The sequence below is a fragment of the Segetibacter aerophilus genome (genome assembly GCF_007991655.1).
GTDB lineage: Bacteria > Bacteroidota > Bacteroidia > Chitinophagales > Chitinophagaceae > Segetibacter > Segetibacter aerophilus.
Map to the genome: position 1 here is coordinate 1 of NZ_BJYT01000006.1, position 21,054 is coordinate 21,054.

General features: G+C 41.3%; 19 protein-coding genes. 5 read left to right on the forward strand and 14 right to left on the reverse strand.

From position 1 onward, the window contains the following. The first annotated feature begins 199 nt into the window (after positions 1 to 199). Positions 200 to 1,699 carry an IMP dehydrogenase gene (gene guaB, locus SAE01_RS08830; protein ID WP_147203393.1) on the forward strand — a complete coding sequence of 500 codons (1,500 nt, stop codon included), beginning with the start codon at positions 200 to 202 and terminating at the stop codon, positions 1,697 to 1,699. Between the two features lie 135 nt (positions 1,700 to 1,834). On the opposite strand, the gene dprA is transcribed toward guaB, so the two are convergent. The 4 genes from dprA to metX all read right to left on the reverse strand — a co-directional run bounded on the left by dprA (position 1,835) and on the right by metX (position 6,985). Beyond that, positions 1,835 to 2,932 carry a DNA-processing protein DprA gene (gene dprA, locus SAE01_RS08835; RefSeq protein ID WP_147203394.1) on the reverse strand — a complete coding sequence of 366 codons (1,098 nt, stop codon included), beginning with the start codon at positions 2,930 to 2,932 and terminating at the stop codon, positions 1,835 to 1,837. A 261-nt stretch (positions 2,933 to 3,193) separates the two neighbouring features. Further along, positions 3,194 to 5,107: an OmpA family protein gene (locus SAE01_RS08840; RefSeq protein WP_147203395.1), complete on the reverse strand. Its 1,914-nt coding sequence runs from the start codon at positions 5,105 to 5,107 to the stop codon at positions 3,194 to 3,196. Between the two features lie 125 nt (positions 5,108 to 5,232). Further along, entirely contained in the window at positions 5,233 to 5,856 is a 624-nt protein-coding gene (locus tag SAE01_RS08845; RefSeq protein WP_147203396.1) for a 7-carboxy-7-deazaguanine synthase QueE, read from the reverse strand. A 112-nt stretch (positions 5,857 to 5,968) separates the two neighbouring features. Then, positions 5,969 to 6,985, reverse strand: coding sequence for a homoserine O-acetyltransferase MetX (gene metX, locus SAE01_RS08850; protein ID WP_147203397.1), 1,017 nt, complete (start codon positions 6,983 to 6,985; stop codon positions 5,969 to 5,971). 67 nt (positions 6,986 to 7,052) lie between these two features. Here metX and SAE01_RS08855 point away from each other — a divergent pair, with 67 nt between their 5' ends. From SAE01_RS08855 to SAE01_RS08865, 3 genes are all read left to right on the forward strand, one after another. After that, entirely contained in the window at positions 7,053 to 7,499 is a 447-nt protein-coding gene (locus SAE01_RS08855) for an OsmC family protein (protein ID WP_147203398.1), read from the forward strand. 132 nt (positions 7,500 to 7,631) lie between these two features. Next, entirely contained in the window at positions 7,632 to 8,804 is a 1,173-nt protein-coding gene (locus tag SAE01_RS08860; RefSeq protein ID WP_147203399.1) for a trans-sulfuration enzyme family protein, read from the forward strand. Positions 8,805 to 8,891: 87 nt separating this feature from the next. Further along, complete coding sequence (locus SAE01_RS08865; protein WP_147203400.1) at positions 8,892 to 10,598, forward strand: MBT domain-containing protein; 1,707 nt, start codon at positions 8,892 to 8,894, stop codon at positions 10,596 to 10,598. Between the two features lie 9 nt (positions 10,599 to 10,607). Here SAE01_RS08865 and SAE01_RS08870 read toward each other — a convergent pair whose 3' ends face one another. From SAE01_RS08870 to SAE01_RS08910, 9 genes are all read right to left on the reverse strand, one after another. Further along, positions 10,608 to 11,063, reverse strand: coding sequence for a DUF983 domain-containing protein (locus tag SAE01_RS08870; protein ID WP_147203401.1), 456 nt, complete (start codon positions 11,061 to 11,063; stop codon positions 10,608 to 10,610). A gap of 54 nt (positions 11,064 to 11,117) precedes the next feature. Next, a complete protein-coding gene (gene trxA / locus SAE01_RS08875; protein WP_147203402.1) occupies positions 11,118 to 11,435 on the reverse strand; it encodes a thioredoxin in 318 nt (105 codons plus the stop codon). Between the two features lie 88 nt (positions 11,436 to 11,523). Next, positions 11,524 to 12,804, reverse strand: coding sequence for a UDP-N-acetylmuramoyl-tripeptide--D-alanyl-D-alanine ligase (locus tag SAE01_RS08880; protein ID WP_147203403.1), 1,281 nt, complete (start codon positions 12,802 to 12,804; stop codon positions 11,524 to 11,526). Between the two features lie 176 nt (positions 12,805 to 12,980). Next, complete coding sequence (locus tag SAE01_RS08885; RefSeq protein WP_147203404.1) at positions 12,981 to 14,522, reverse strand: SUMF1/EgtB/PvdO family nonheme iron enzyme; 1,542 nt, start codon at positions 14,520 to 14,522, stop codon at positions 12,981 to 12,983. Positions 14,523 to 14,801: 279 nt separating this feature from the next. Continuing rightward, positions 14,802 to 16,220: a Glu/Leu/Phe/Val family dehydrogenase gene (locus SAE01_RS08890; RefSeq protein ID WP_170234121.1), complete on the reverse strand. Its 1,419-nt coding sequence runs from the start codon at positions 16,218 to 16,220 to the stop codon at positions 14,802 to 14,804. A 205-nt stretch (positions 16,221 to 16,425) separates the two neighbouring features. Continuing rightward, positions 16,426 to 16,656 (reverse strand): CcmD family protein, encoded by a 231-nt coding sequence (locus SAE01_RS08895; RefSeq protein WP_147203405.1) that lies wholly within the window; start codon positions 16,654 to 16,656, stop codon positions 16,426 to 16,428. Beyond that, the gene (gene ccsA, locus SAE01_RS08900) at positions 16,643 to 17,329 is read right to left on the reverse strand and encodes a cytochrome c biogenesis protein CcsA (protein ID WP_147203406.1); all 687 of its coding nucleotides are present in this window, start codon (positions 17,327 to 17,329) and stop codon (positions 16,643 to 16,645) included. Before ccsA ends, SAE01_RS08895 begins: the two co-directional genes overlap by 14 nt. A 137-nt stretch (positions 17,330 to 17,466) precedes the next feature. Beyond that, the gene (locus SAE01_RS08905; protein ID WP_147203407.1) at positions 17,467 to 18,126 is read right to left on the reverse strand and encodes a heme exporter protein CcmB; all 660 of its coding nucleotides are present in this window, start codon (positions 18,124 to 18,126) and stop codon (positions 17,467 to 17,469) included. A 147-nt stretch (positions 18,127 to 18,273) separates the two neighbouring features. After that, positions 18,274 to 18,870: a thymidine kinase gene (locus SAE01_RS08910; RefSeq protein WP_147203408.1), complete on the reverse strand. Its 597-nt coding sequence runs from the start codon at positions 18,868 to 18,870 to the stop codon at positions 18,274 to 18,276. An 85-nt stretch (positions 18,871 to 18,955) separates the two neighbouring features. Here SAE01_RS08910 and SAE01_RS08915 point away from each other — a divergent pair, with 85 nt between their 5' ends. Then, positions 18,956 to 19,759 (forward strand): DUF8457 domain-containing protein, encoded by an 804-nt coding sequence (locus tag SAE01_RS08915; RefSeq protein WP_147203409.1) that lies wholly within the window; start codon positions 18,956 to 18,958, stop codon positions 19,757 to 19,759. Here the strand turns inward: SAE01_RS08915 and SAE01_RS08920 are convergent. Beyond that, positions 19,732 to 20,985 carry a 3-deoxy-D-manno-octulosonic acid transferase gene (locus tag SAE01_RS08920; protein WP_147203410.1) on the reverse strand — a complete coding sequence of 418 codons (1,254 nt, stop codon included), beginning with the start codon at positions 20,983 to 20,985 and terminating at the stop codon, positions 19,732 to 19,734. The two genes, SAE01_RS08915 and SAE01_RS08920, sit on opposite strands and share 28 nt — an antisense overlap. Positions 20,986 to 21,054: the final 69 nt, after the last annotated feature.

A 21,054-nucleotide genomic window follows, 5' to 3' on the forward strand; every position in this document is an offset into this window, starting at 1 on the left:
AAAAGGCAAAAGGCAAAAGGCAAAAGGCAAAAGGCAAAAGGCAAAAGGCAAAAGGCAAAAGGCAGCAACTTGTAACGACCAAATTGAAAACTGGTAACAGATGTCGCGCACTCCCACCTTCCACCTTCCACCCTACACCTGTCATCTTTCCCGGCAACTTTTATTTGTCTCGTATAATGTCCCAACTCTATCTTTGCACATGGCAACAAATCCCACTCCTTATAGCAACGATGTTATTCTTTCCAGATTTTTTGGTGAAGGATTAACCTTCGACGATGTCTTACTTGTTCCTGCCTTTAGCCAGGTTTTACCCCGTGATGTAGACATTACCAGTCAGCTTACTAAGACAATACAATTAAAAGTTCCTATGCTTTCGGCTGCCATGGATACGGTGACCGAAGCCAGACTTGCTATTGCCCTTGCAAGGGAAGGTGGTATCGGAATTCTTCATAAAAACATGAGTATCGAACAGCAGGCAGAACACGTTCGTAAAGTAAAAAGAAGTGAGAGTGCTATGATCATCGATCCCGTTACTTTGACAGCTGATGCTACTATCGGTGATGCATTGAGGTTGATGCGGGAGAATAAGATCGGGGGAATTCCCATTGTGGATGGATCAAATACTTTAGTTGGTATCCTGACCAATCGGGATTTGCGTTTTGAGAGCAACAAGCAGCGGAAGGTGAGCGAATTAATGACCAAGGAAAATCTTGTTGTTGCCCCTGAAGGAACTGATCTTAAAAAGGCAGAAATGATCCTTCGTCAACATAAGGTTGAAAAGTTACCGGTGGTAAATAACGACGGAAGATTAGTGGGATTGATTACTTACCGTGATATTTTACAACTGCGGAATTTTCCGAACGCGGGTAAAGATACTTTTGGAAGGTTGATGGTCGGTGCAGCACTCGGTATAACAAGAGATATGCTTGATCGTGCTTCTGCTTTGCAAAATTTATCAGTAGATGTGGTAACACTTGATAGTGCTCATGGGCACAGTAAAGGAGTAATAGATGCATTGAAAAGTCTAAAAAGCAATTTCAAAGATTTGCAGGTAATAGCGGGAAATGTGGGTACTGCTGAAGGAGCGATCGCCCTGGCAGAAGCAGGCGCCGATGCTGTAAAAGTGGGAATAGGTCCCGGCTCTATTTGTACAACCCGCATTGTCGCGGGAATTGGCGTTCCCCAACTAACGGCCATTATGGAAGCAGCTTACGCTCTAAAAGGCACAGGTGTTTCATTGATTGCTGATGGAGGAATTCGTTTTACCGGGGATATGGTAAAAGCGCTTGCGGCCGGCGCAAATGCTGTAATGATGGGAAGCATTTTTGCCGGAACGGAGGAAAGCCCGGGAGAAACAATTATTTACGAGGGACGGCAGTTTAAAGAATACCGTGGAATGGGATCACTTGGTGCCATGGTTGATGGAAGCGGGGACCGCTACTTCCAGGACGTTGAAGCTGACATTAAAAAATATGTCCCCGAAGGTATCGAAGGTAGAATAGCTTATAAGGGCCGCGTTAACGAAGTTGTCTACCAGTTTGCCGGTGGCCTACGTGCGGGAATGGGTTACTGTGGAGCACAAACAATCAATGAGCTACAACAAGCACGTTTTGTAAGAATTTCTAATGCCGGCATGCGTGAAAGCCATGTACACGATGTAGTAATTACGAAAGAAGCACCAAATTATAGTCGGGGGTAGAAGGTGGTGGTTTGCCTTGTTGCCTTGATACCTTGTTGCCTTATTGCCTTGATGCTTCACAAAAGCTTATACATCTTACCAGGCATCGACGCTGCCTTGATGCCTGTTGCCTTGATACCTTGTTGCCTTGATACTTCACAAAAGCTTATACATCTTGCCGGGCATCGATGCGAGTAAGTTTTGAAATTCTAGGTTGAGCATGGAGGCAGCTACAGTGCTGCTGGTTAGACCGCTTTTCAGGTAGATTTCATCAATGTGTACTGCTTCTTTTTGTTTTAGAATGTCCACCAATATTTGTTCGTCACTTGTTAAGGAAATAAATAATTCTGTTTGTTGACGTCGCTTCGTTTTCTTTAAACTCCAGCCCATCGTCTCGATAAGCTGTTCGCTGCCTTCCAACAAAATAGCTTTATTGTTTTTGATGAGATGATTGCATCCTGCACTTTTTGAATCTGTCACTTTCCCGGGATAGGCAAACACGTCCCGGTTGTAACCGTTGGCTAATTCTGCAGTTATCATACTTCCGCCTTTTAATGCAGTTTCGATTACGATGGTTGCGTCCGCCATCCCGGCAACAATTCTGTTTCGTCGCGGGAAATTGTGTTTGTCCGGTTTTGTTTCTTTTCTAAACTCTGTTAATAAACCTCCATTCAGTGCCATTTGCTTTGCCAGGCCAGTATGTTGAGCCGGGTAAATTGTATCAAGGCCGTGAGCCAGCACGCCAACTGTAGGCAGGTTGTTTTGAACCGCTGCTTTATGAGCAATCGCATCTATCCCATAAGCAAGCCCGCTAACAATGATCACTTGTTGACTTTGCAATTCATCTATCAGTTGTTCTGCAACCTGCCTTCCATAATCAGTATGGTTCCTGGTGCCGATAATATTAATTATTCTTGATGCATTAAGGTCAGCGTTGCCGCGATAATATAGTAGAGTAGGAGAGTCATAACAATTGAGAAGGCGTCGGGGATAATCTTTGTCTTTAATGAAAAGGGTCTCGATTTTGTACTTACTAATAAACTCGATTTCATTTTCTGCACTTCTGAAATCATCAAACTTTTTAATGACGCCTGCTTTTATACTGCCAATACCTTCGATGTTCTCAAGTTCTTTTTTCGGTGCTTTAAATATGTCTTCAGAACATTCAAAGTATTCTAAAAGTATTTTAGCCTGCACCGGTCCTACAGTAGGAATCATAGTAAGGGCAATCTGGTAAAGCAGGTCGTTTGGCATGGTGCAGATAAAAGTTGTAAAATGAAAGTAATGTATCTGAACTCTGGCAGGAATGCAACACCTTGTTGTTTTCGACTGACGTTAAATTGAAAGAGAAATGAAGGATTTATAGGATTTGGAAAAATTGCCCACGAAAGATTTAAAGTACAAGAGTGCGACGCAACAAAAGCTAATAGCAGCGATTTGTCGGTAACAAAAAAGAGGAAAACAGATTTTGTCGTTTTCCTCTCTAAATTATTCAAACCTGAAATAGTGTTCTTCTTACTGACCGGTAATAACAAACTCCGTCCGCCTGTTTTGAGCCCGGCCGGTTTCGGTAGTATTGTCTGCAATTGGTTTCGTTTCTCCAAAACCTTTGAACGCGAGACGAGTTAAACTAATGCCCTTACTTACCAGGTAATCAACAACAGCTTTTGCGCGGCTGGCAGACAGTTTAAGGTTATCAGCGGGTTTACCAACGTTATCTGTGTAGCCGTTTATTTGAACTTTTAACGTTGGGTTTTCAGTTAATAACTGCAGTAAGCGGTTAATTTCGATCAGGCTTATTGGGGGCAATTCGGCAGAATTGGTTTCGAATAAAATATTCTTTAAAACAAGCGAAGCGTTCAACTCGATTGGCTGAAGTGGAATATCTTTTTTATAAGTGCTGTCGGGCTGGTTCTTACTTAGCGGATATAACTGGCTATAAAACAAGTAGCCTTTCCTGTTTACCGTAAAAGTGTAGTCTTTGCCCACTGGTAGGGTAATGAAGTATTCACCTGTTTCATCAGTCTGCACATTCATAACCAGCTTTTGTGTTTGATTGTCTACCAACTCCACTGCACTAGGCAAACCCTTTTTCGTTTTTATGTCGTATACCTTGCCCTGCACATACAAGGTTCTTGCCGGGCGCACATTAGGCCTGAGGTCGAATGTATAAATATCGAGGCCGCCACGACTATCACTTCTGTCACTGGCATAAAAAGCAGTCTTTCCATCCGCTGCGACAAACAAGCTTCCTTCATCTTCAATCGTGTTGATAGGGAAGCCTAAGTTCTCGGGCGTGCTCCACTGATTGTTTGGCCCTTTTCTGCAGATAAAAATGTCGTTGCCACCATAGCCTTGTAGCCCGTCTGATGTGAAATACAAAGTAGCATTGTCCGCATGGATAAAAGGGGCTTGCTCCTTACCCGCCGTATTAATGGAAGGTCCCATATTGACTGCGGGAGCCCAGCGTCCATTTGGCTGACGATAACTAACATACAAATCGGTGTTGCCATAACCGCCCGGCCTGTTACTGCTGAAGTATAAAGCTCTTTTATCCGGGCTGAGACTCGGGGCGCTTTCCCAACTTTCGGTGTTGATATTTCTACCAAGATTTTCCGGCTCACTCCAACCGGTTGGTGTATAGTATGATATGTATAGATCAAAGTCGCCAAACCCACCGCGAAAGTTATAGCCTGCAAAGATCAACCATTCTCCATCTTGCGAAATGTTGATAGCTCCTTTTGAAGGTTCAAGATTGATGTCGCCATTTATTAATCTTGATCTTGCATATTTTCTATTTCCCAATATCGTGCTTTCAAAAAAATCTTCTCTAAACCCAGAACCCCTTCTCGTAAAAACAAACATGCTGTCATTGATGGTAATAGAAGGGTAGTATTCGCTTTTCTCAGAATTTACACTGTCGCCAAGATTAACAGGCGCAAACACATAATCAGTTGCAGGATATTTGTTCATGTACTGCACTGCAAACTCGTAACTGCGTTTACGGTACTCACCGCTTTTTCTGCTTCGGTCGCTTAACTCTGCAATGTTTAAGAATTGATTAATTGCATTGAGAGCATCACTGAAACGCCCAAGTCCTGCGAGATTTATAGAATAGGGAAGGTAAAAAAAACGGAAGTAGTTAGTATCAATAGCACGTCCTTTTTCAAATTGCTCAACAGCACTTTTATAATCTTTCATTTCGCCGTAAACGCTGGCTAATGAAAGGATGGCATCAGCATATCTGGGTTCCGTTTCGATGGCTTTTTTTAAACCTGCAATAGCTTCTTTTAGTTGGCCATCCTGCACCTTTAACAATGCCCTTTCGTATATGTCAATAGCTTTTTTATTGACCTTATCTGCATTGTATACCTGCGCATATGAGCCAATTGAAAGACTAAAAAAAATGATAAATAAAATGTTCTTCATAGTTGCCGGTCGAATAGGAATGAAGTTCGTAAAAGTTCTTTTAGAGATCCTGTTAAATTGTAAGGCGATGAAAGTGTTCTTCTTAATTAAAACGTAAAATCGGAGGAGAAATTTTCTCCGTGTTGTTAGGGTACATTTATGTACTTATGAATTTGGAGACTTAATTCCCAGCGAGGATTTTCTTTTATATAATCAATGATAGGTGGTGTCATAATAGGCGCTCTCTCCCACTCCGGTTGCAGGTATAATTTACACTCTGCACTCACATTTGCGGCGTGCTTTTCCGCCCATGCAAAATCATTTTTATTATAGATAATCACCTTCAGTTCATTCGCGTTAGCAAGTGCTTCGTCAGTTGGTGGCCTGAACTTTTTTGGCGAAACGCAGATCCAGTTCCAATGACCCGACAGAGGGAATGAGCCAGACGTTTCAATATTAGTTTCAAAACCCTCGCTTTGCAATCTGTATGTAAGTTCGTCCAGGTTGTGCATCAGAGGTTCCCCTCCTGTGATCACCGCCAGCCTTCCGGGTTCTTTACTTGCTGTCTCAACAATTTCGTCGATTGCTATTTTTGGATGCTTGTCGGCATCCCAGCTCTCTTTTACATCGCACCAGAAACAGCCGACATTACAACCGCCTAGCCTGATGAAATAAGCTGCACGCCCCTGGTGAAATCCTTCCCCCTGGATGGTATAAAAAGCTTCCATAACCGGAAGCGTGGTGATCACAGATGTCTGAGCAAAATCCATCGTGCAAAAGTAAACATTTGCATTTAAGTGAAAGATGTTACGGGAAACATCAGGCCTGTTTGCCTTTATTTTAACGGTTTTGGCAAAACGGTAAATATTTGTTCAAACCTTTCTAGCCTTCGCTGAGCCACTTGCCCAGGTGCATAGATATTTTGCCGGCTTCAATCAAAAATCCGTCGTGGCCATAAGAAGAGTCGATTTCAATATAGGTTGCGTTAGGCATATTATCAGCGATATGCTTTTGCTCATCAACGGGGCAGAGAAGGTCGCTTGTGATCCCCATGATCAAGGCCCTTTGTTCCAACGATTGAAGCACCTCCTCCTGCGTTTTATTTCTTCCCCTCGCAAGGTTATGGCTGTCCATCGCTTTCGTGAGTAGCCAGTAGCTTTGCGCATTAAATCGTTTTACCAATTTATCGCCCTGGTAAATTATATAGGAAGAAGCTTTAAAGTTGTCAGTTTTTTCCGCATCCGGATCCGTTTGTCTTTCGACTAGTATCTTGTAATTCCGATAAGTAAGAAGGCCGATGGCTCTTGCCGCTTTTAATCCGGCTTTCCCTGCCTCAAAGGTTTCGTCTTGCCACGAGCTGTCGGCTTCGATTGCCAGCCGCTGGGCGGTGTGGACAGCAATACCCCAGGCGCTTTCTGCGGCCGAAGTTGTAATCAAAAATAGGTTTTCAATTTTGTCACTTTCCATTGCGCACCATTCGAGCGCCTGGTATCCGCCCATACTTCCGGCCATTAACAAATGAATTTTTTCAACGCCAAGATGCTGTCTCAGTATAATGTGTGCTTTAACCATATCTCGTATGGTTACCGCCGGAAACGTAGAAAAATAAGGCTTGCCTGTTGCGGGGTTAGTGCTTGTCGGCCCGGTACTGCCATAACATGAACCGATGATGTTTGCACAAACAATAAAGTATTTGTCAGGATTGATAACACAATTTTCGCCTACCAAGCCTGGCCACCATTCTGTAACTGCCGAGTTGGAGGTAAGGGCGTGGCATACCCAAACCACATTGTTCTTCTCTTTATTCAACGTGCCGTACGTGTGATACGCGATTTTCAGGTCACTTATGTTCTCCCCGCTTTCAGTCTCAAAAGGTATGTCGCAGTTCAGATAATTCATTAGTTCTTCCTATATTCAAAATTCAAAGTAACAGCTTGCTTGAATTACATTTGCAAAAATATTTATTATGGTTAATATAGAATTGACCCGGGTGGAAGGTGACTTTGGTTTCGAGGCCAAAGACTCAAATGGACATGTAGTGCGTATGGATAGTAATCCAGAGTCGGGGGGAAAGGGTTTTGGAGCACGTCCGATGCAGTTATTACTAATGGGGATGGGTGGCTGTGCCGGCATTGATATTGTTTCGATCTTAAAAAAGCAGCGCCAGATAGTAGAGGGTTTTGATATGAAGATAGAAGGTGAGCGCGAGGCAGGAGTAGAGCCTTCGTTATGGAAAACCGTTAACATTGTTTTTGAACTAAAGGGCGATATTGATATTGATAAGGCAAAAAGAGCGTGCGCGCTTTCTATGGATAAGTATTGCTCTGTTGCAGAAACATTACGTAAATCCGGCAGCAATATTACCTGGGATGTGAGAGTGACAACTCCGGAGCCTGCAATTAGTGCTTCCTAGGATTTATTTGACCAGCGGCATAAGATCACTCAACATCGTTGTGTCACACACTTGTACTTTTAATTATTCTGGCTACTTTTTTCGAATTTCCATAATCGATAAGAATTAGCCCGAACCACTAAACCAATTTTCATGGAACAGCACCCGATAACAAAAGCAATTAGGATAAGAACAGATCAGACGAATGAGATGGAGCATTCATCGCCTTTGTTTTTGACCAGTAGTTTTTGCTATGATGATGCCGAGGAAATGCGCGCAACATTTGCTGATGAAAACGACAATAATATCTACTCCCGCTTTAGCAACCCGACGGTGCAGGAGTTTACCGACCGAATGGTAGCACTCGAAGGCGCGGAAGCAGGGTTTGCTACTTCCTCAGGTATGAGCGCAGTCTTTGCTTCGTTTATGGGATTACTTAAAACCGGTGACCATCTCTTATCGTGTAATGCTGTTTTTGGAAGTACCCACACCGTTATTTCAAAGTATTTACCTAAATACGGAATAGAATATAGCTACATCAACGCGGATGCAAGTGCTGAAGAATGGAAGGCCGCAACCAGGCCAAATACTAAAATGATCTACATCGAAACGCCTACTAATCCAGGGCTTGACATTATAGATCTTGAATTGGTATCTGCGATTGCACGGGAAAAGAACATCATTTTTAATGTAGACAATTGTTTTGCAACTCCTCTCGGCCAGCGGCCAATTGATTTTGGTGCAGACCTGGTGGTTCACTCGGCAACAAAATGGATAGATGGGCAGGGTAGGGTCCTGGGTGGAATAGTGGTAGGTAAGAAGGAACTTGTAAAGGACATCCATGCTTTCTGCAGAAGTACTGGTCCATCTATGTCGCCTTTTAATGCCTGGGTCTTAAGTCGCAGTCTTGAAACGCTCGATGTAAGAATGGAGCGGCATGCAAAAAACGCCCTGTATATTGCTAATGCGTTAGAAAATCATGCAAAAATTGCAAGCTTAAAGTATCCGTTTGTTCCAAGTCATCCTCAATATAACATTGCCCTAAAGCAAATGAAAAATGGCGGTGGAATTGTGTGTTTTGAATTGAAAGAAGGATTGCAGGCGGGGCGGAATTTTTTGAATAATTTAAAAATGCTCACATTAACTGCAAACCTTGGCGATACGAGAAGTATTGCGTCTCATCCCGCTAGCACCACGCACGCGAAACTGACAGAGGAAGAAAGGCTAGCTGTTAATATCACCCCTGGACTTATTAGAATTTCTGTCGGCCTCGAACACCAGGATGATATTTTAAACGACATCGTTCAGGCATTAGATAATTGTTAATGATTGTTCGCGCGTGAATATTTGATTATCTCAAAAACCTAAGACAATTTTTGACGGTAAGAGTAGTTTAATAATATAAAGAAGATCATGGCAAGTGTGAAGTCATATGGTGGTGGTAATATTTTGATTTTTATCTTTCAACTAATTTTTTCAGTCGTATCAATTTCTTCTTCCGCTCAAACAAAACAGAGCTACAGAAACCACGAGGAAATAGATGTTGGCGGAGGGATGAAAGTGGAAATCTTAAAGTGTTACGGAGAAGGCCCAACGGAAGAATGTGACTGTATCTATTTCAAGGAGAAAAGACAGACCGGTACCAGGATGAAGCAGAATGCTAACCGCCTAAAAGAAGAGGAGCGCGCTGCGAACCTGGCTAAAGGCATTACCGAACCTGTTGCCAAAAGCTCTTCCACTGCACGAAGCGTTGAAAATAGAACCGATAAAGCTATTCCTGCATCTATAATACCTAACCCAAATGCCAAACCCACTCCCCCTGGGCCAACGTTAGAGGAAGCGGTTAAAAAGGCAGATTCAGTTGCAAGAGCTAGTTCTCAAAAAATGAAGGAGGATCTTGCAAATGCTGCTCATCCCGATGACTCTACCGAAATGGATAAGGTGTACATTCCGAATGTGACAAAAACAGGTGAGACTCGTTTAGATGCTTCTAATTTGACAGGATCTGCTGATAAAATAAAGCGTGATACTATTGTAAGAGAAATTCATAAAGACACTGCGATAAGTGCAATTCCAGCGGTTGTTGCAAGTCAACCCATTAAGGAGAAGGCTGCAGAGTCAGAAACAGCTATTGTTAATGGTACTGCTGAAATCAAAAGTCCTGCGGCAACTATCAGTTCAGCCTCTTCCGACACTATTGTCGAGCCGAAAACAAAAAGCACTACTAATACACCCTCCTTGCCCGTAGTTACCATCACCAACTCAAATGTTGATACTGCTGATAATTGGGTTAAACAGTATCAAAAGGTTAATCTTGTTAGTTCAGTTAAAGAAGAGTCAGTTTCAAAAACAAGCCTGGATGAAGTGAATAAAGAGAAGACACCTGATACTTTGAACATTTCAAAGGCAATTATTGACAAGGAGAAAAAAGATACTCAAATCAATACTTCCAATACAACTGCAGCTAGCAGCGATTCAATGGTTGCAAATCTTGCACTCATTAAGAATAACACTTCAACATCAAACGTAAATCTTATTGGCAAAAGCGCAGAAGTAAACACTAAGGGAGAATGGGAAAAGGCGACAATTATAGATAAGGAAACTGAATTTTTATACAAAGTTCATTACCTCGGAAGAACATCAGAACACGATGAATGGGTATCGGTAACACAAATAAGAAATATAGACACCGCTACATTTTTAGAAAATAAGCCAGTTGCAATAAATACGGTTAAAACGCTTAAAGTAAACAATTGTTCTTTTGAGCCGCCGGCTCCTCCTGTATCAAATGCAGATAGGTTTTCAGAGAAGTTAGCAAAAAGAAAAATTTATGAGTCTTATATAGCTGCCAATAAAGGAAATACTACCAAAAGAACAGGGATCACATTTTTGTCGATGGCTACTGAAAGCCCGTACGTAAATACTGTTAGCGTAACAGCTGCAAATGTGTTGGAAATAAAATTTGCATTTGCGCCGGCAGGGGCTATGATCTACCCGGTCAAGACCCAATATAAAATTTGTGAGCAGGAGGGAGGTAAGACTTCCAGCACAACTGTAAGCAATTACTACGGATGTTTTAGAAATAAGACCGGAGCGTGGACGTGTGCACTTGTGGAGTAAAAATAGCGGCTACCAATTATTCATTTGCTCTTTAACTACCCTTTCATATTCGCTAGCCTTTTTTTCTTTCCAGTCGGAGTCGTACTTAACAAACCAACTCAACCACAAAGACCTGGACAATCGCATAAACGGTGGTTGCAGAAGTAGGAGGGTAACGCCATTAAAAATGATCCAGTAAACAATGCTGTTATCGAATAATTTAAAACCAAGCAAAACCCACCAGGCAACAAAAGTAGCTACGCTATAAGCAACGGTAAGCGCATAACTAACATAACTGGTTCCATAGTAAAAGCCGACTTCAATTTCTGTAGGTTGACCACAAACAGGACACTTTTCATGCATCTTTAAATTGTTCTTGAAGTCGTACGCATTTTCAGTAACAAATATTTTTCCCTCTCGGCATCTTGGACATCTGTTTGTAAGGACTGCCCACAAATACATCGGCCTCCTGTTTTTCTCTGTCATAAAATAAACTTATAGGTGCAAGGTAATCATTCGCTTACCAACCATTTTAGACCATTATACCATTGCTTTTTGGTTCACAATTGATTGTAATTGTTTCGCTGATAAGACGCCTGATTGCCTCCATAAAGTTTCCCCCTGCTTAAATAACATAAGCGTCGGCACGCCGGAGATATTGAGAGAACTCGCAAGCTTAGGATTTTTATCAATATCAATTTTTAAGATCCTGATTTTGTCACCCATTATTTGCCTTAGTTCTTCTAAAACCGGTTTCATCATTTTACAGGGTCCACACCACTCAGCATGAAAATCAACTAACACGGGGGTGTTACCTTTTATAATTTCTCCAAATGATTCTTTTGCTGCTGTATTCATAGTAAGAGTGATTTTTTTTATGAAAAATCTCAAGGAATGTATAACAATATTTATACCTGTAAATCTGGAAAAAGCAGCACAAAAAGAATTAAAGTGCTTCCGCAATTTTTTCCATCTGAACACTTCTGCTGCCCTTAATTAATATATAACTGTCTTTAATTCCCTTTTTCTTTACCCAATCTGCCGCTGCCGCCGAGCTATCAAAGTAAATAAAGGGATGACTGATTTTAGCGAAATCACCCCCCACTAAAACTACGTGGTCCCATTGGTTTTTCTTAATGAGGTCCAAAACATTCTCATGTTCCGCGACACTTTCCTCTCCCAGTTCCATCATCCCCCCTAACATCAATACTTTCTTGCCAGCTTTAATATTTGCTATGTTTTCGATTGCCACTTTCATACTTGAGGGGTTGGCATTGTAAGCATCAAGAATAATGTGGTTCGATCCTTTAACCTGCATCTGGCTGCGACTATTTCCCGGAGCATAATCTTCTATTGCTTTTATGATTTTTTCAATTGGAACACTAAAATGTCTTCCAACCGCAGCCGCACATAATACGTTCGGGAGATTATAGTCCCCCACAAGTTGCGTTTGAATAATAGCTTGATCATTTCCGGTCAACTCCACCCGTAGAAAAGTATCTGAGGGGATTGAACGTCCGGTAACTTGTGCATTTGAAGTTCCGTAAGTAATAATAGAATCAACACCTGTGGCCATTTCCTGTAGATAAGGGTAGTCTTTAAAAAGAAAAGCAGATCCGTTATGTAGGCGCAGATAATCAAAAAGTTCGCCTTTTCCTTTTTTAACTCCTTCAATTCCGCCAAATCCTTCAAGGTGTGCTTTGCCGCAATTTGTGATAATACCATGAGTAGGTCCGGTATATCTGCAATAGCTTTCAATCTCTTTCCGGTGATTAGCACCCATCTCGATTACTGCCATCTGCGCATCCTTTCCTACTCCTAGCAAAGTAATAGGTATCCCAATGTGGTTGTTTAAATTACCCTGAGTAGTGTACGTTTTATAATGCGAGGACAAAACTACACTTACCAATTCTTTTGTAGTGGTTTTGCCGTTACTACCTGTAATAGCTATAAATGGAATGTGAAATTGTTCTCTATGATGTTTTGCAAGTAGCTGTAAACTCTCCAGTACATTGTCTACTTTAAGAATTCTTCCATCATCATTTGCTATTTCTTCGTCAACCACCGCGTAAGAAGCGCCACTCTCAATTGCTTTTAAGGCAAACTGATTACCATTGAAATTTGGTCCTGAAAGTGCGAAAAATATATCTCCTTCTTTTAATTTCCGAGTATCTGTTTGAACGGAAGGATGTTGAAGGAAAAGCTCGTATAGTTGTTCTGTAGTCAAAATGTTGATTTATAAGAGCAAAAATAGAGAAGGACAATTAAAGGATCGAGGGGAATAGCCTAAGTGAAGAAAGTTATTGATAAGGAATATCAGTTTGGCTCTTTTACCTTCGATTTTTTGTAAACAAAAAAACCATCCCGAATGGGATGGCTCTTTGTTTTGTATTTACCTTTTCCTTATCTCTTTTGTCTGCGTTTAGGGAAGAAGTTACCAGTTTTACGGCCATTTCCTTCTGGTGAGCCAGGCGCAATCATGGCGCAACGGAAACCCACTGTACTGCTACTTTGATCTTCTTCAAGAAAACGACGTGTGCCGGGGCTAAGCCAATAGGCTCTGTCATTCCAACTACCACCTTTAATAACTCTTGATTGATCACTCACGAGAGTTGTTAGTCCATAACCATATGAAACGTTGCTTGTACTATCTCCATCAAGGTAGTTAATTGCGTATGATCTTTGGTAGTTACGACGCATTCTAAGTGTTGAGTCGTTTTCGTCAACCATTTTAATTCTACCTAAACTATCTCTCAAGTTTCCTTCACCACCGCTTAAATCAACCTTCTGGAATCGGTTACCACGATACGGGTTAAAATCATCAGCTTCCTGGTTAGTTAAAGGACGATAGACATCAGCAACCCACTCGCTCACGTTGCCACTCATATTATAAACTCCAAAGCCATTTGGAAAGAAGGCTGTAACCTCCGCTGGTATAGCAGAACGGTCGTTTAGACCACCAGCAACTCCCATATTATCACCACTTCCACGTTTAAAGTTTGCTAAGAAACTACCTTGCCATGCACCACGGCGAGTAGCACGAAGATTATCATATCCATCGTTCTGCCATGAATAGATCTGCCTGTTGGTATTATTCTCTTCACCACGTTTTTTCTCGCTCTTACGAACTTGCGGGTTTTGATTGATATATCCTAAAGCAGCATATTCCCACTCGGCCTCGGTTGGCAAACGATAACCTGGTAGTAAGATACCATCATCAAAGTTTACATGTGTACGAGGACGACCTTGAGCATCCTTCAATGCATTTTTCTTCGGTTTACCAGGTACGCCTTGGTATTCGCCCATTAGGTAAGCCTTTGTATTAAAGTTTTCCTGGCCTCCACCCGCCATTTCTGTTTTAATAGTATTTTTATTTTGATAACCCGCGTTGATCAACTCACCCTCGTTAACCCTGTCAGTACGCCAAATACTAAAATCATGAGCTTGTTTCCAACTCACACCAACAACCGGATAAAAATTGTAAGAAGGGTGGCGGAAATAATATTCTACATAAGGTTCATTGAAAGCTAATTCACTTCTCCAAACCAGCGTATCTGGTTTGGCACCTTGTACAACAGCATCATACTGAGGATCAGAGAAAACACTTTCAATCCAATGAATGTATTCGCGATAGTGAACGTTTGCAACTTCAGTTTTATCAATAAAAAAGGAGTTCACGGTTACACGACGTGGAATGTTATTCCAGTCGCCCATAATATCCTCAGTAGTTGCGCCCATGGTAAAAGTACCACCTTGTACAAACACCAATCCCGGACCTGTCTTAACGTTTTTAGCCTTCGCAACGTTATAACCGCCCATATTTTTATCATTGTACTTCCAACCTGTCATGTCTGACTTTGGGCCCTTGTTTTTGTTGCAAGACGCCATTAACGCAACTGCTCCAAGAAGGATGGTGAAATTTTTTAGACGCAAAACTTTGTGCATTTGAAACATTTTAACTCGTAATAAACGTGAAGAAAAGATAATTATTGTAAAGTTTATTTCATAAGCACTGCGAATATAAAAGTTTTAAGTAGATAAACTAATTGGGATGATTTAGAAGAATGTTACTGAAATATTAATGTTATAAAAGTAAGATAACGAGTTCTAAAAATACCAATAAAACGCTAATGAAAGTATAAAGTTTAGGTTAATGTCGCTACTTTTTCAAATAAAAAAACATCCCCTTTTTGAGAGGATGTTCAAATCTATTTGTGAGGATGATCAAGGGAAAATTCCCAGCTCAGCATAACTGGTAGCAACTTTATTAATAGCACAAACGTAAGCGGCTGTACGCATGTCAGGAATTTCAGGATTAGCTTTCCAAACATCCATTATTTCGCGGGTTGCAGTTACCATAGTTTCTTCAAGGCCGCTGTGAACAAGATCAATTTCATCAGCACCATGCTCAATGAACGTTTTTTCTTTTGGATCAACAGTCTTCCCCGTAAGATCTTCCATCTGACCTATTATATGCTTGTTCATATTTTCGGTAAAACGCTTTTCGAGCCTTCCGTATCTAACGTGACTTAAGTTTTTCAGCCACTCAAAGTAACTAACGGTTACCCCACCGGCATTTAGGTACATGTCAGGTACAACCAGCGTACCTTTTAGCGATAATATTTCATCAGCCTCCGGCGTTAACGGCCCATTAGCTGCTTCTCCTATAATTTTTGCCTTGATCCTTGGTGCGTTTTGACCGTTTATTACGTTTTCTAAGGCCGCAGGAATTAAGATATCACAATCCAATTCGAGTGCATCAGACGTCAGAGGTAGGTTAGTTCCACCTGGAAAGTTTAAGATTGTACCATTTGTCTTTCTATGTTGAAAAACTTCTTCTTCATTTAAGCCATCGGCATTATAAATAGCACCTTCCCATTCTGCAATGGCAATTACTTTTGCTCCTCCTTCTCTAAAATATTTGGCCGAGTGATAACCAACATTACCTAACCCTTGGACAACCACAGTTTTTCCCTCAACGCCCGTTGTTAAGCCAAGTTTTGACATGACGTCAACCATGTTGCACACTTCCCTTATACCAAAGAATACACCCATTCCGGTTGCTTCTGTACGACCACGAACTCCGCCTTGAGACACTGGCTTACCTGTTACGCAGCCTGCTGCATCCACTTCTCCCGGGTGCATGGCGACGTACGTATCGAGGATCCACGCCATTTCTCTTGCACCAGTTCCATAGTCAGGCGCTGGAACATCAGTGCCCGGACCAATAAAATTTTTCTTAATTAATTCTGAAGTATAACGGCGGGTGATCTTTTCAAGTTCAAAAGCGGTGTATTTCTTAGGGTCAATCTTTATACCCCCTTTTGCCCCTCCAAAAGGCACATTTACGATTGCACATTTATACGTCATTAAAGCGGCAAGCGCCATCACTTCGTCCTGGTTTACCTCCATGCTAAATCGAATACCGCCCTTGCACGGAGACTTGTGGTGGCTGTGCTGTACACGGTAAGCCTCAATCACTTCTATATTTTCCCCGATTCTCACCGGGAACTTCATACTGTAAATACTATTGCAGGCTTTTATTTGTTCTAAAATTCCGGGATCCCAACTAGTAAATCTTGCAGCTTTATCAAAGCTTCTTATGACGCTGTCGAAAAAGCTATAATCAGCGGATACTATCATTTTTATCTCCTTTTAAATTTTCATATTGGCAAAAAAGTTCTTCTTATTTGTCCTGACACAGGCAATCGTACTCTGTCCAACATCGTTGTGTCACTCCCTTGTGCAGCAAAACGTTATTGAGCTTTTTAAGAGGTATTTGGGTAAACGACAAAATTTGAATAATTGTTGTAGTCAATTTAATGCAAGCTTTAGACAGAGGTAGTCGTTACACATTTCCTTTTTCTAACCTGGTTATTTTTCTATCCAACCTTACAATATAAAAGAGCAAGCCAGCAAGTATTGTGATTACCACAGCCATTACTACATATATTTTCCCCTCGCTTCTCATAACTCCACCTTCATTTGCTGCAGTGGTTGAGGCGGAAGTTTGTGCTATGGCAAATCCATAAGCAAAAAATGAAATTGCAAACAATGCAAGCTTTTTATAGTTGGGCATTTACGAGTTGTTTTTCTTTTAAATGTTCAAATCTTACTCTTAAAGTAGTAATCCATACGCCTAGCAGTGTCCAGCCAATAACTGCAGGCCAGAATACAATTCGCATCGTTGCATCAAGGTCTTTTCCGCCACCCATCCCCGGGTTACCCTCAACCCCCTGTCCGCCAGGGTGCAGGCTTTCTACCATTCTTGGTATTATCCAAAGTGTAGGAAACAGCATGGCAAAAGCGAATACATTGTATACCGCACCAAGCTTTGCTCTTTTGTCAAGGTCGGGAACGGAATTTCTTAATATAAAATAGGCTGCATAAATAAGGAGGGCAATAGCAGCAAGTATTTGTTTTGGGTCATTACTCCACGCTTCTCCCCATGTATAATTAGCCCATAGGGCACCCGTAACCAACCCCAAAACTCCAAAGACGGTACCTGCTTTTGCATATTCTTTTGAATAAATATCCGAAGTGATGGTAGGATTGCGTAGGTACTTAATGGCATAGACAACTGAGACCGTATAGAGAACCATCATACCGAACCACATCGGCACATGGAAGAAGAAGTTTCTTATAGAACCGTAAAGATTTCCTACGTGTGGAACTTTAATAAGAAAGCCTGCTATAAATGTATAAACCAGCAGTACTGCGGTAAGTGTTTTCCACCAGGACTTTCTAATCATGGTAATTTTATTTTAAGCTGAATTATAGAGGCAACGCCCCTTTTTCAGCCTTCTCAAATTTTAAGGAGCAAAAATAGGGGAAAGGGTTTCAATGTCAGAAATAACAATGCTAAAATTGCAGTCCGGAGAATGCCCGATTAATCCTTCCAAAGAAATGGGAAAAGAATAATTGCGAGAACGATTACCATTGCATCTAGCCCTATCAATAGCAAAACCATTTGACCAAGACCTGCTTGTATAACGGACGAAAAAGCAATAGTGGCAATCTTCATTAAGAGTAACAATTGAGGAATTATGATGGGAAAACCAAGAATTGCCATCAGCGCAGCCTGCTGTTGAGCTTTTGAAGCAATTGCTGCTAAAAAGGTAAAAACTAAGCTTAAGCTTACTCCCCCTAAAGTTGCCAACCCTACAAATTGAAAAGGTTGCCTTAAGGGATTACCCATCAACACAAGGAACAGTAAAAGACTCATGATGCTCATAACGAGCATGAGTAATGCATTAAAGAGTAATTTAGAAAGGATAAAATCTACCGGCCCTGCTACAGAGTAGAAATACAACATTCTTCCCTTGCTTTCCTGGAGGAAGCTCTTGGCGACAGCGTTTACGCAAACAAACAATTGGATCATCCAAAACAGCCCGTTCCATACATCATCTTCGGGCTGGCCCATCGCGAGGTATAAAACAAAGATGGTTGAGATAACATATAATAGCACACCATAAAAGCTGTACTGTTGCCTTATCTCAAGGAGTACATCTTTTTTCAACAGGGCTATTATGGTCTTAAAGCTATTCACTTTAAAAGGGCATTTTTTAGAAATGACGTAAACGAAATAATGTACAGTTTTAAACAAAACATGATAAAAAGCTCAATAGTAAAACAACAGATGAACGTAGTGCGACGCAAGGATGTAAAACCAGGGATAACAGTCCGGCACGAAAAACTAATTATGTTCAGATCCTACCAGCCTCGATTGTCCTTCATTGTAACACTTTCGGCATCTTGGTTCATATACATCTTGTTCGCCTAATAACACCTGGCCTTCTTCTGCCGATTTGCGATAAGAAATGTTTGCAAGATGACCGCACCTTACACAGATCGCATGAAGCTTTGTAATAAAATCAGCAATTGCAAGCAGCTTTGGCATTTGCCCAAATGGTCGTCCTTTGAAATCCATGTCGAGACCTGCCACGATCACGCGAATGCCTTTCAACGCCAGTTTTTCGCAGACATTAATAATTTCATCGTCAAAAAATTGAGCTTCATCAATTCCTACAATGTCAACGTCGTTTGCCAGCAATAAAATGGTTTGTGAATTATCGATTGGAGTAGAATGTATAGAATTTGAATCATGACTTACTACATCAGTTTCGTCGTAACGGACATCAATAGCAGGTTTAAAAATTTCGACTTTCAGGTTAGCAATTTTGGCTCTTTTTAATCTTCTGATGAGTTCTTCGGTTTTTCCACTGAACATGCTGCCGCAAATTACTTCGATCCAACCACGCCGTTCACCTGAAATATTCGGTTCAATAAACATTCTTAATATAACTTGTTGTTGTACGCAAAGAGTTAGTAATTTTAAATTTTATAACTCTAACGAAACTTCAAAAGTATATTTTCCGATGGAAAGAGTGGGCGTTTTGGTAAATAAATTGCAGGAGCAGCTATCGCAGAAAGCAGATGTACAGAACATGCTTGTTACAGCCCAGTTACTACACAATGAATTGTTGATTGCCGTTAGTCAGTCTAGCGAAATTCAAAATAAAAAGGTTTCAGTGAGCGTACCTGGCGCTGCCGTTATAAACGCTGAAGCTCTTCCTAATTTATCCACTGAAGATCTATATAAGCCTGTTGCCAGGCCAGAGCCGGAACCTGAACCTGTGGCTGAACCAACGCCTGTACCTGAGTCTCCGTTGCCTGAACCAGCCCCAATGCCAACGCCAAGACCTGAACCGGAGCCCATACCGCATTTTGTAGAGCAAAAGCCATGGCACCAGGTTTTCCCATCGCAGGAAGATAAAAGAAGTCCGTGGGCTTTAGACCCTGTTTTAGAAGTGCCCACGTTAGCTCATCAACAGAAAGCTGGCTACGAGTTGAATGATACGATGGTGGCAGAAGGAACGGCCGCCTCTTTAAATGACAAACTGAAGCAGAATAAAGCAGAGATGAGCTCAGTTTTGCAGGAAGCACCTATCCGCGATTTGAAAAAAGCTATTAGCATCAATGACAGGCATCGGTTTATCAGCGAACTTTTTAGGGGCGATGAGACGATGTATGAGCGCTCCATTAAGACCATTAACACCTTCCACATTTTTGCCGAGGCCGAGTTTTGGATTCAGCGTGAGCTTAAGGTAAAGCTGGGCTGGGATACCTCGCTTGAACTTGTAAAAACTTTTGATCAATTGGTTAAGAGGCGATTTTCATAAATGAACTGAAGTATTTTTTCCGTCGACCCCTTTTTGCTATAAACATATTGCAGAGCGCTTTGAGCTTTTTCAGCATATTTTTCATTATTCTTTAAAAGGGTGTCGAGGGTTGTTTCTAGCTCCAGCCCATTTTTTATACTAATACCGCCACCACTTTCAACCAGTTCAATTGCTTCATTAAATTTTGAGTATTCCGGTCCGTAGATAACCGGTTTTCCGTAGACTGCAGCTTCTAATACGTTGTGCACTCCATCTGCTCCAAACCCTCCGCCAACATAAGCAATGGTAGCATACTTATACAGTCGGCTAAGCATTCCAATATTATCAATGATAATAGTATTGATTTTAGTTGGAGGCAAAGTGCTGTTAAGGGCTGAGAACAATGTGGAGTTTTTGTATAGTTTCAAGCATTCCTGCAGTCGCTCTTTACTGATGTCATGAGGCGCAATAATGAATTTCAGAGCACTTTTGGAATTAACATAATGAGCTAATTCTCTATCATCTTCTGACCAAGTACTGCCAGCAACAATCACGTTCGAACCCTGACAAAAATTTTCAACTGAAGCAATTGGTTGAAAGCTTTCTGCAATTTCAATTACCCTGTCAAATCGGGTGTCTCCCGATAAGGTTACATTTTCAGTATAGCCTATCGTATTAAGCAAACCAATTGATTGGTTATTTTGAACAAAAAGATGCGTAAAGCAAGTCAACATGCTTCTATGAAAGCTTCCGTAGTTTAAAAAGAAAGGTTGGCTTTTTCTAAAAATAGCAGAAATAAGCAGTAAAGGAATGTTCCTTCTTTTTGCCCCGGAGAGATAATAATACCAAAACTCATATTTTACAAAGACAATCAATTGAGGCTTTACAATATCATAGAATTGCGCGGCGTTTTTTTTACTATCAGAGGGCAGGTAAAAAATGTAATCTGCTCCTGCATAATCTTTTCTTACTTCATATCCTGACGGAGAAAAAAAGGTAAGTAGTATTTTATACGAAGGAAAGTGTGATTTGATTTTCTCTAGTAGTGGTCTTCCTTGTTCAAATTCTCCGAGAGAAGAGCAATGCATCCAAACTATCTTGTCGCTTACATTGATTGTTTCCCGCATTTTTAGCAGCACTCCTTCCCGTCCACTCACCCAAAGTCTTGCTTTCGGATTAAAAGGTGAAACAACTTTTATCACGAAAGGATAAAGCCCTGTAAAGATTTGATAGAGAAGTTTTCCCACTGTTCACTGGATGGTTTCCAGCAAAAATAAACCTTCCCCCACCGAATATTCGGGCAAGTGTGCTAAAAG

Excerpts from the sequence above, each read along its gene's own strand:
- guaB (WP_147203393.1), top strand. The coding sequence starts at position 200 with ATGGCAACAAATCCCACTCCTTATAGCAACGATGTTATTCTTTCCAGA.
- dprA (WP_147203394.1), bottom strand. The coding sequence starts at position 2,932 with ATGCCAAACGACCTGCTTTACCAGATTGCCCTTACTATGATTCCTACT.
- SAE01_RS08840 (WP_147203395.1), bottom strand. The coding sequence starts at position 5,107 with ATGAAGAACATTTTATTTATCATTTTTTTTAGTCTTTCAATTGGCTCA.
- SAE01_RS08845 (WP_147203396.1), bottom strand. The coding sequence starts at position 5,856 with ATGGATTTTGCTCAGACATCTGTGATCACCACGCTTCCGGTTATGGAA.
- metX (WP_147203397.1), bottom strand. The coding sequence starts at position 6,985 with ATGAATTATCTGAACTGCGACATACCTTTTGAGACTGAAAGCGGGGAG.
- SAE01_RS08855 (WP_147203398.1), top strand. The coding sequence starts at position 7,053 with ATGGTTAATATAGAATTGACCCGGGTGGAAGGTGACTTTGGTTTCGAG.
- SAE01_RS08860 (WP_147203399.1), top strand. The coding sequence starts at position 7,632 with ATGGAACAGCACCCGATAACAAAAGCAATTAGGATAAGAACAGATCAG.
- SAE01_RS08865 (WP_147203400.1), top strand. The coding sequence starts at position 8,892 with ATGGCAAGTGTGAAGTCATATGGTGGTGGTAATATTTTGATTTTTATC.
- SAE01_RS08870 (WP_147203401.1), bottom strand. The coding sequence starts at position 11,063 with ATGACAGAGAAAAACAGGAGGCCGATGTATTTGTGGGCAGTCCTTACA.
- trxA (WP_147203402.1), bottom strand. The coding sequence starts at position 11,435 with ATGAATACAGCAGCAAAAGAATCATTTGGAGAAATTATAAAAGGTAAC.
- SAE01_RS08885 (WP_147203404.1), bottom strand. The coding sequence starts at position 14,522 with ATGCACAAAGTTTTGCGTCTAAAAAATTTCACCATCCTTCTTGGAGCA.
- SAE01_RS08890 (WP_170234121.1), bottom strand. The coding sequence starts at position 16,220 with ATGATAGTATCCGCTGATTATAGCTTTTTCGACAGCGTCATAAGAAGC.
- SAE01_RS08895 (WP_147203405.1), bottom strand. The coding sequence starts at position 16,656 with ATGCCCAACTATAAAAAGCTTGCATTGTTTGCAATTTCATTTTTTGCT.
- ccsA (WP_147203406.1), bottom strand. The coding sequence starts at position 17,329 with ATGATTAGAAAGTCCTGGTGGAAAACACTTACCGCAGTACTGCTGGTT.
- SAE01_RS08910 (WP_147203408.1), bottom strand. The coding sequence starts at position 18,870 with ATGTTTATTGAACCGAATATTTCAGGTGAACGGCGTGGTTGGATCGAA.
- SAE01_RS08915 (WP_147203409.1), top strand. The coding sequence starts at position 18,956 with ATGGAAAGAGTGGGCGTTTTGGTAAATAAATTGCAGGAGCAGCTATCG.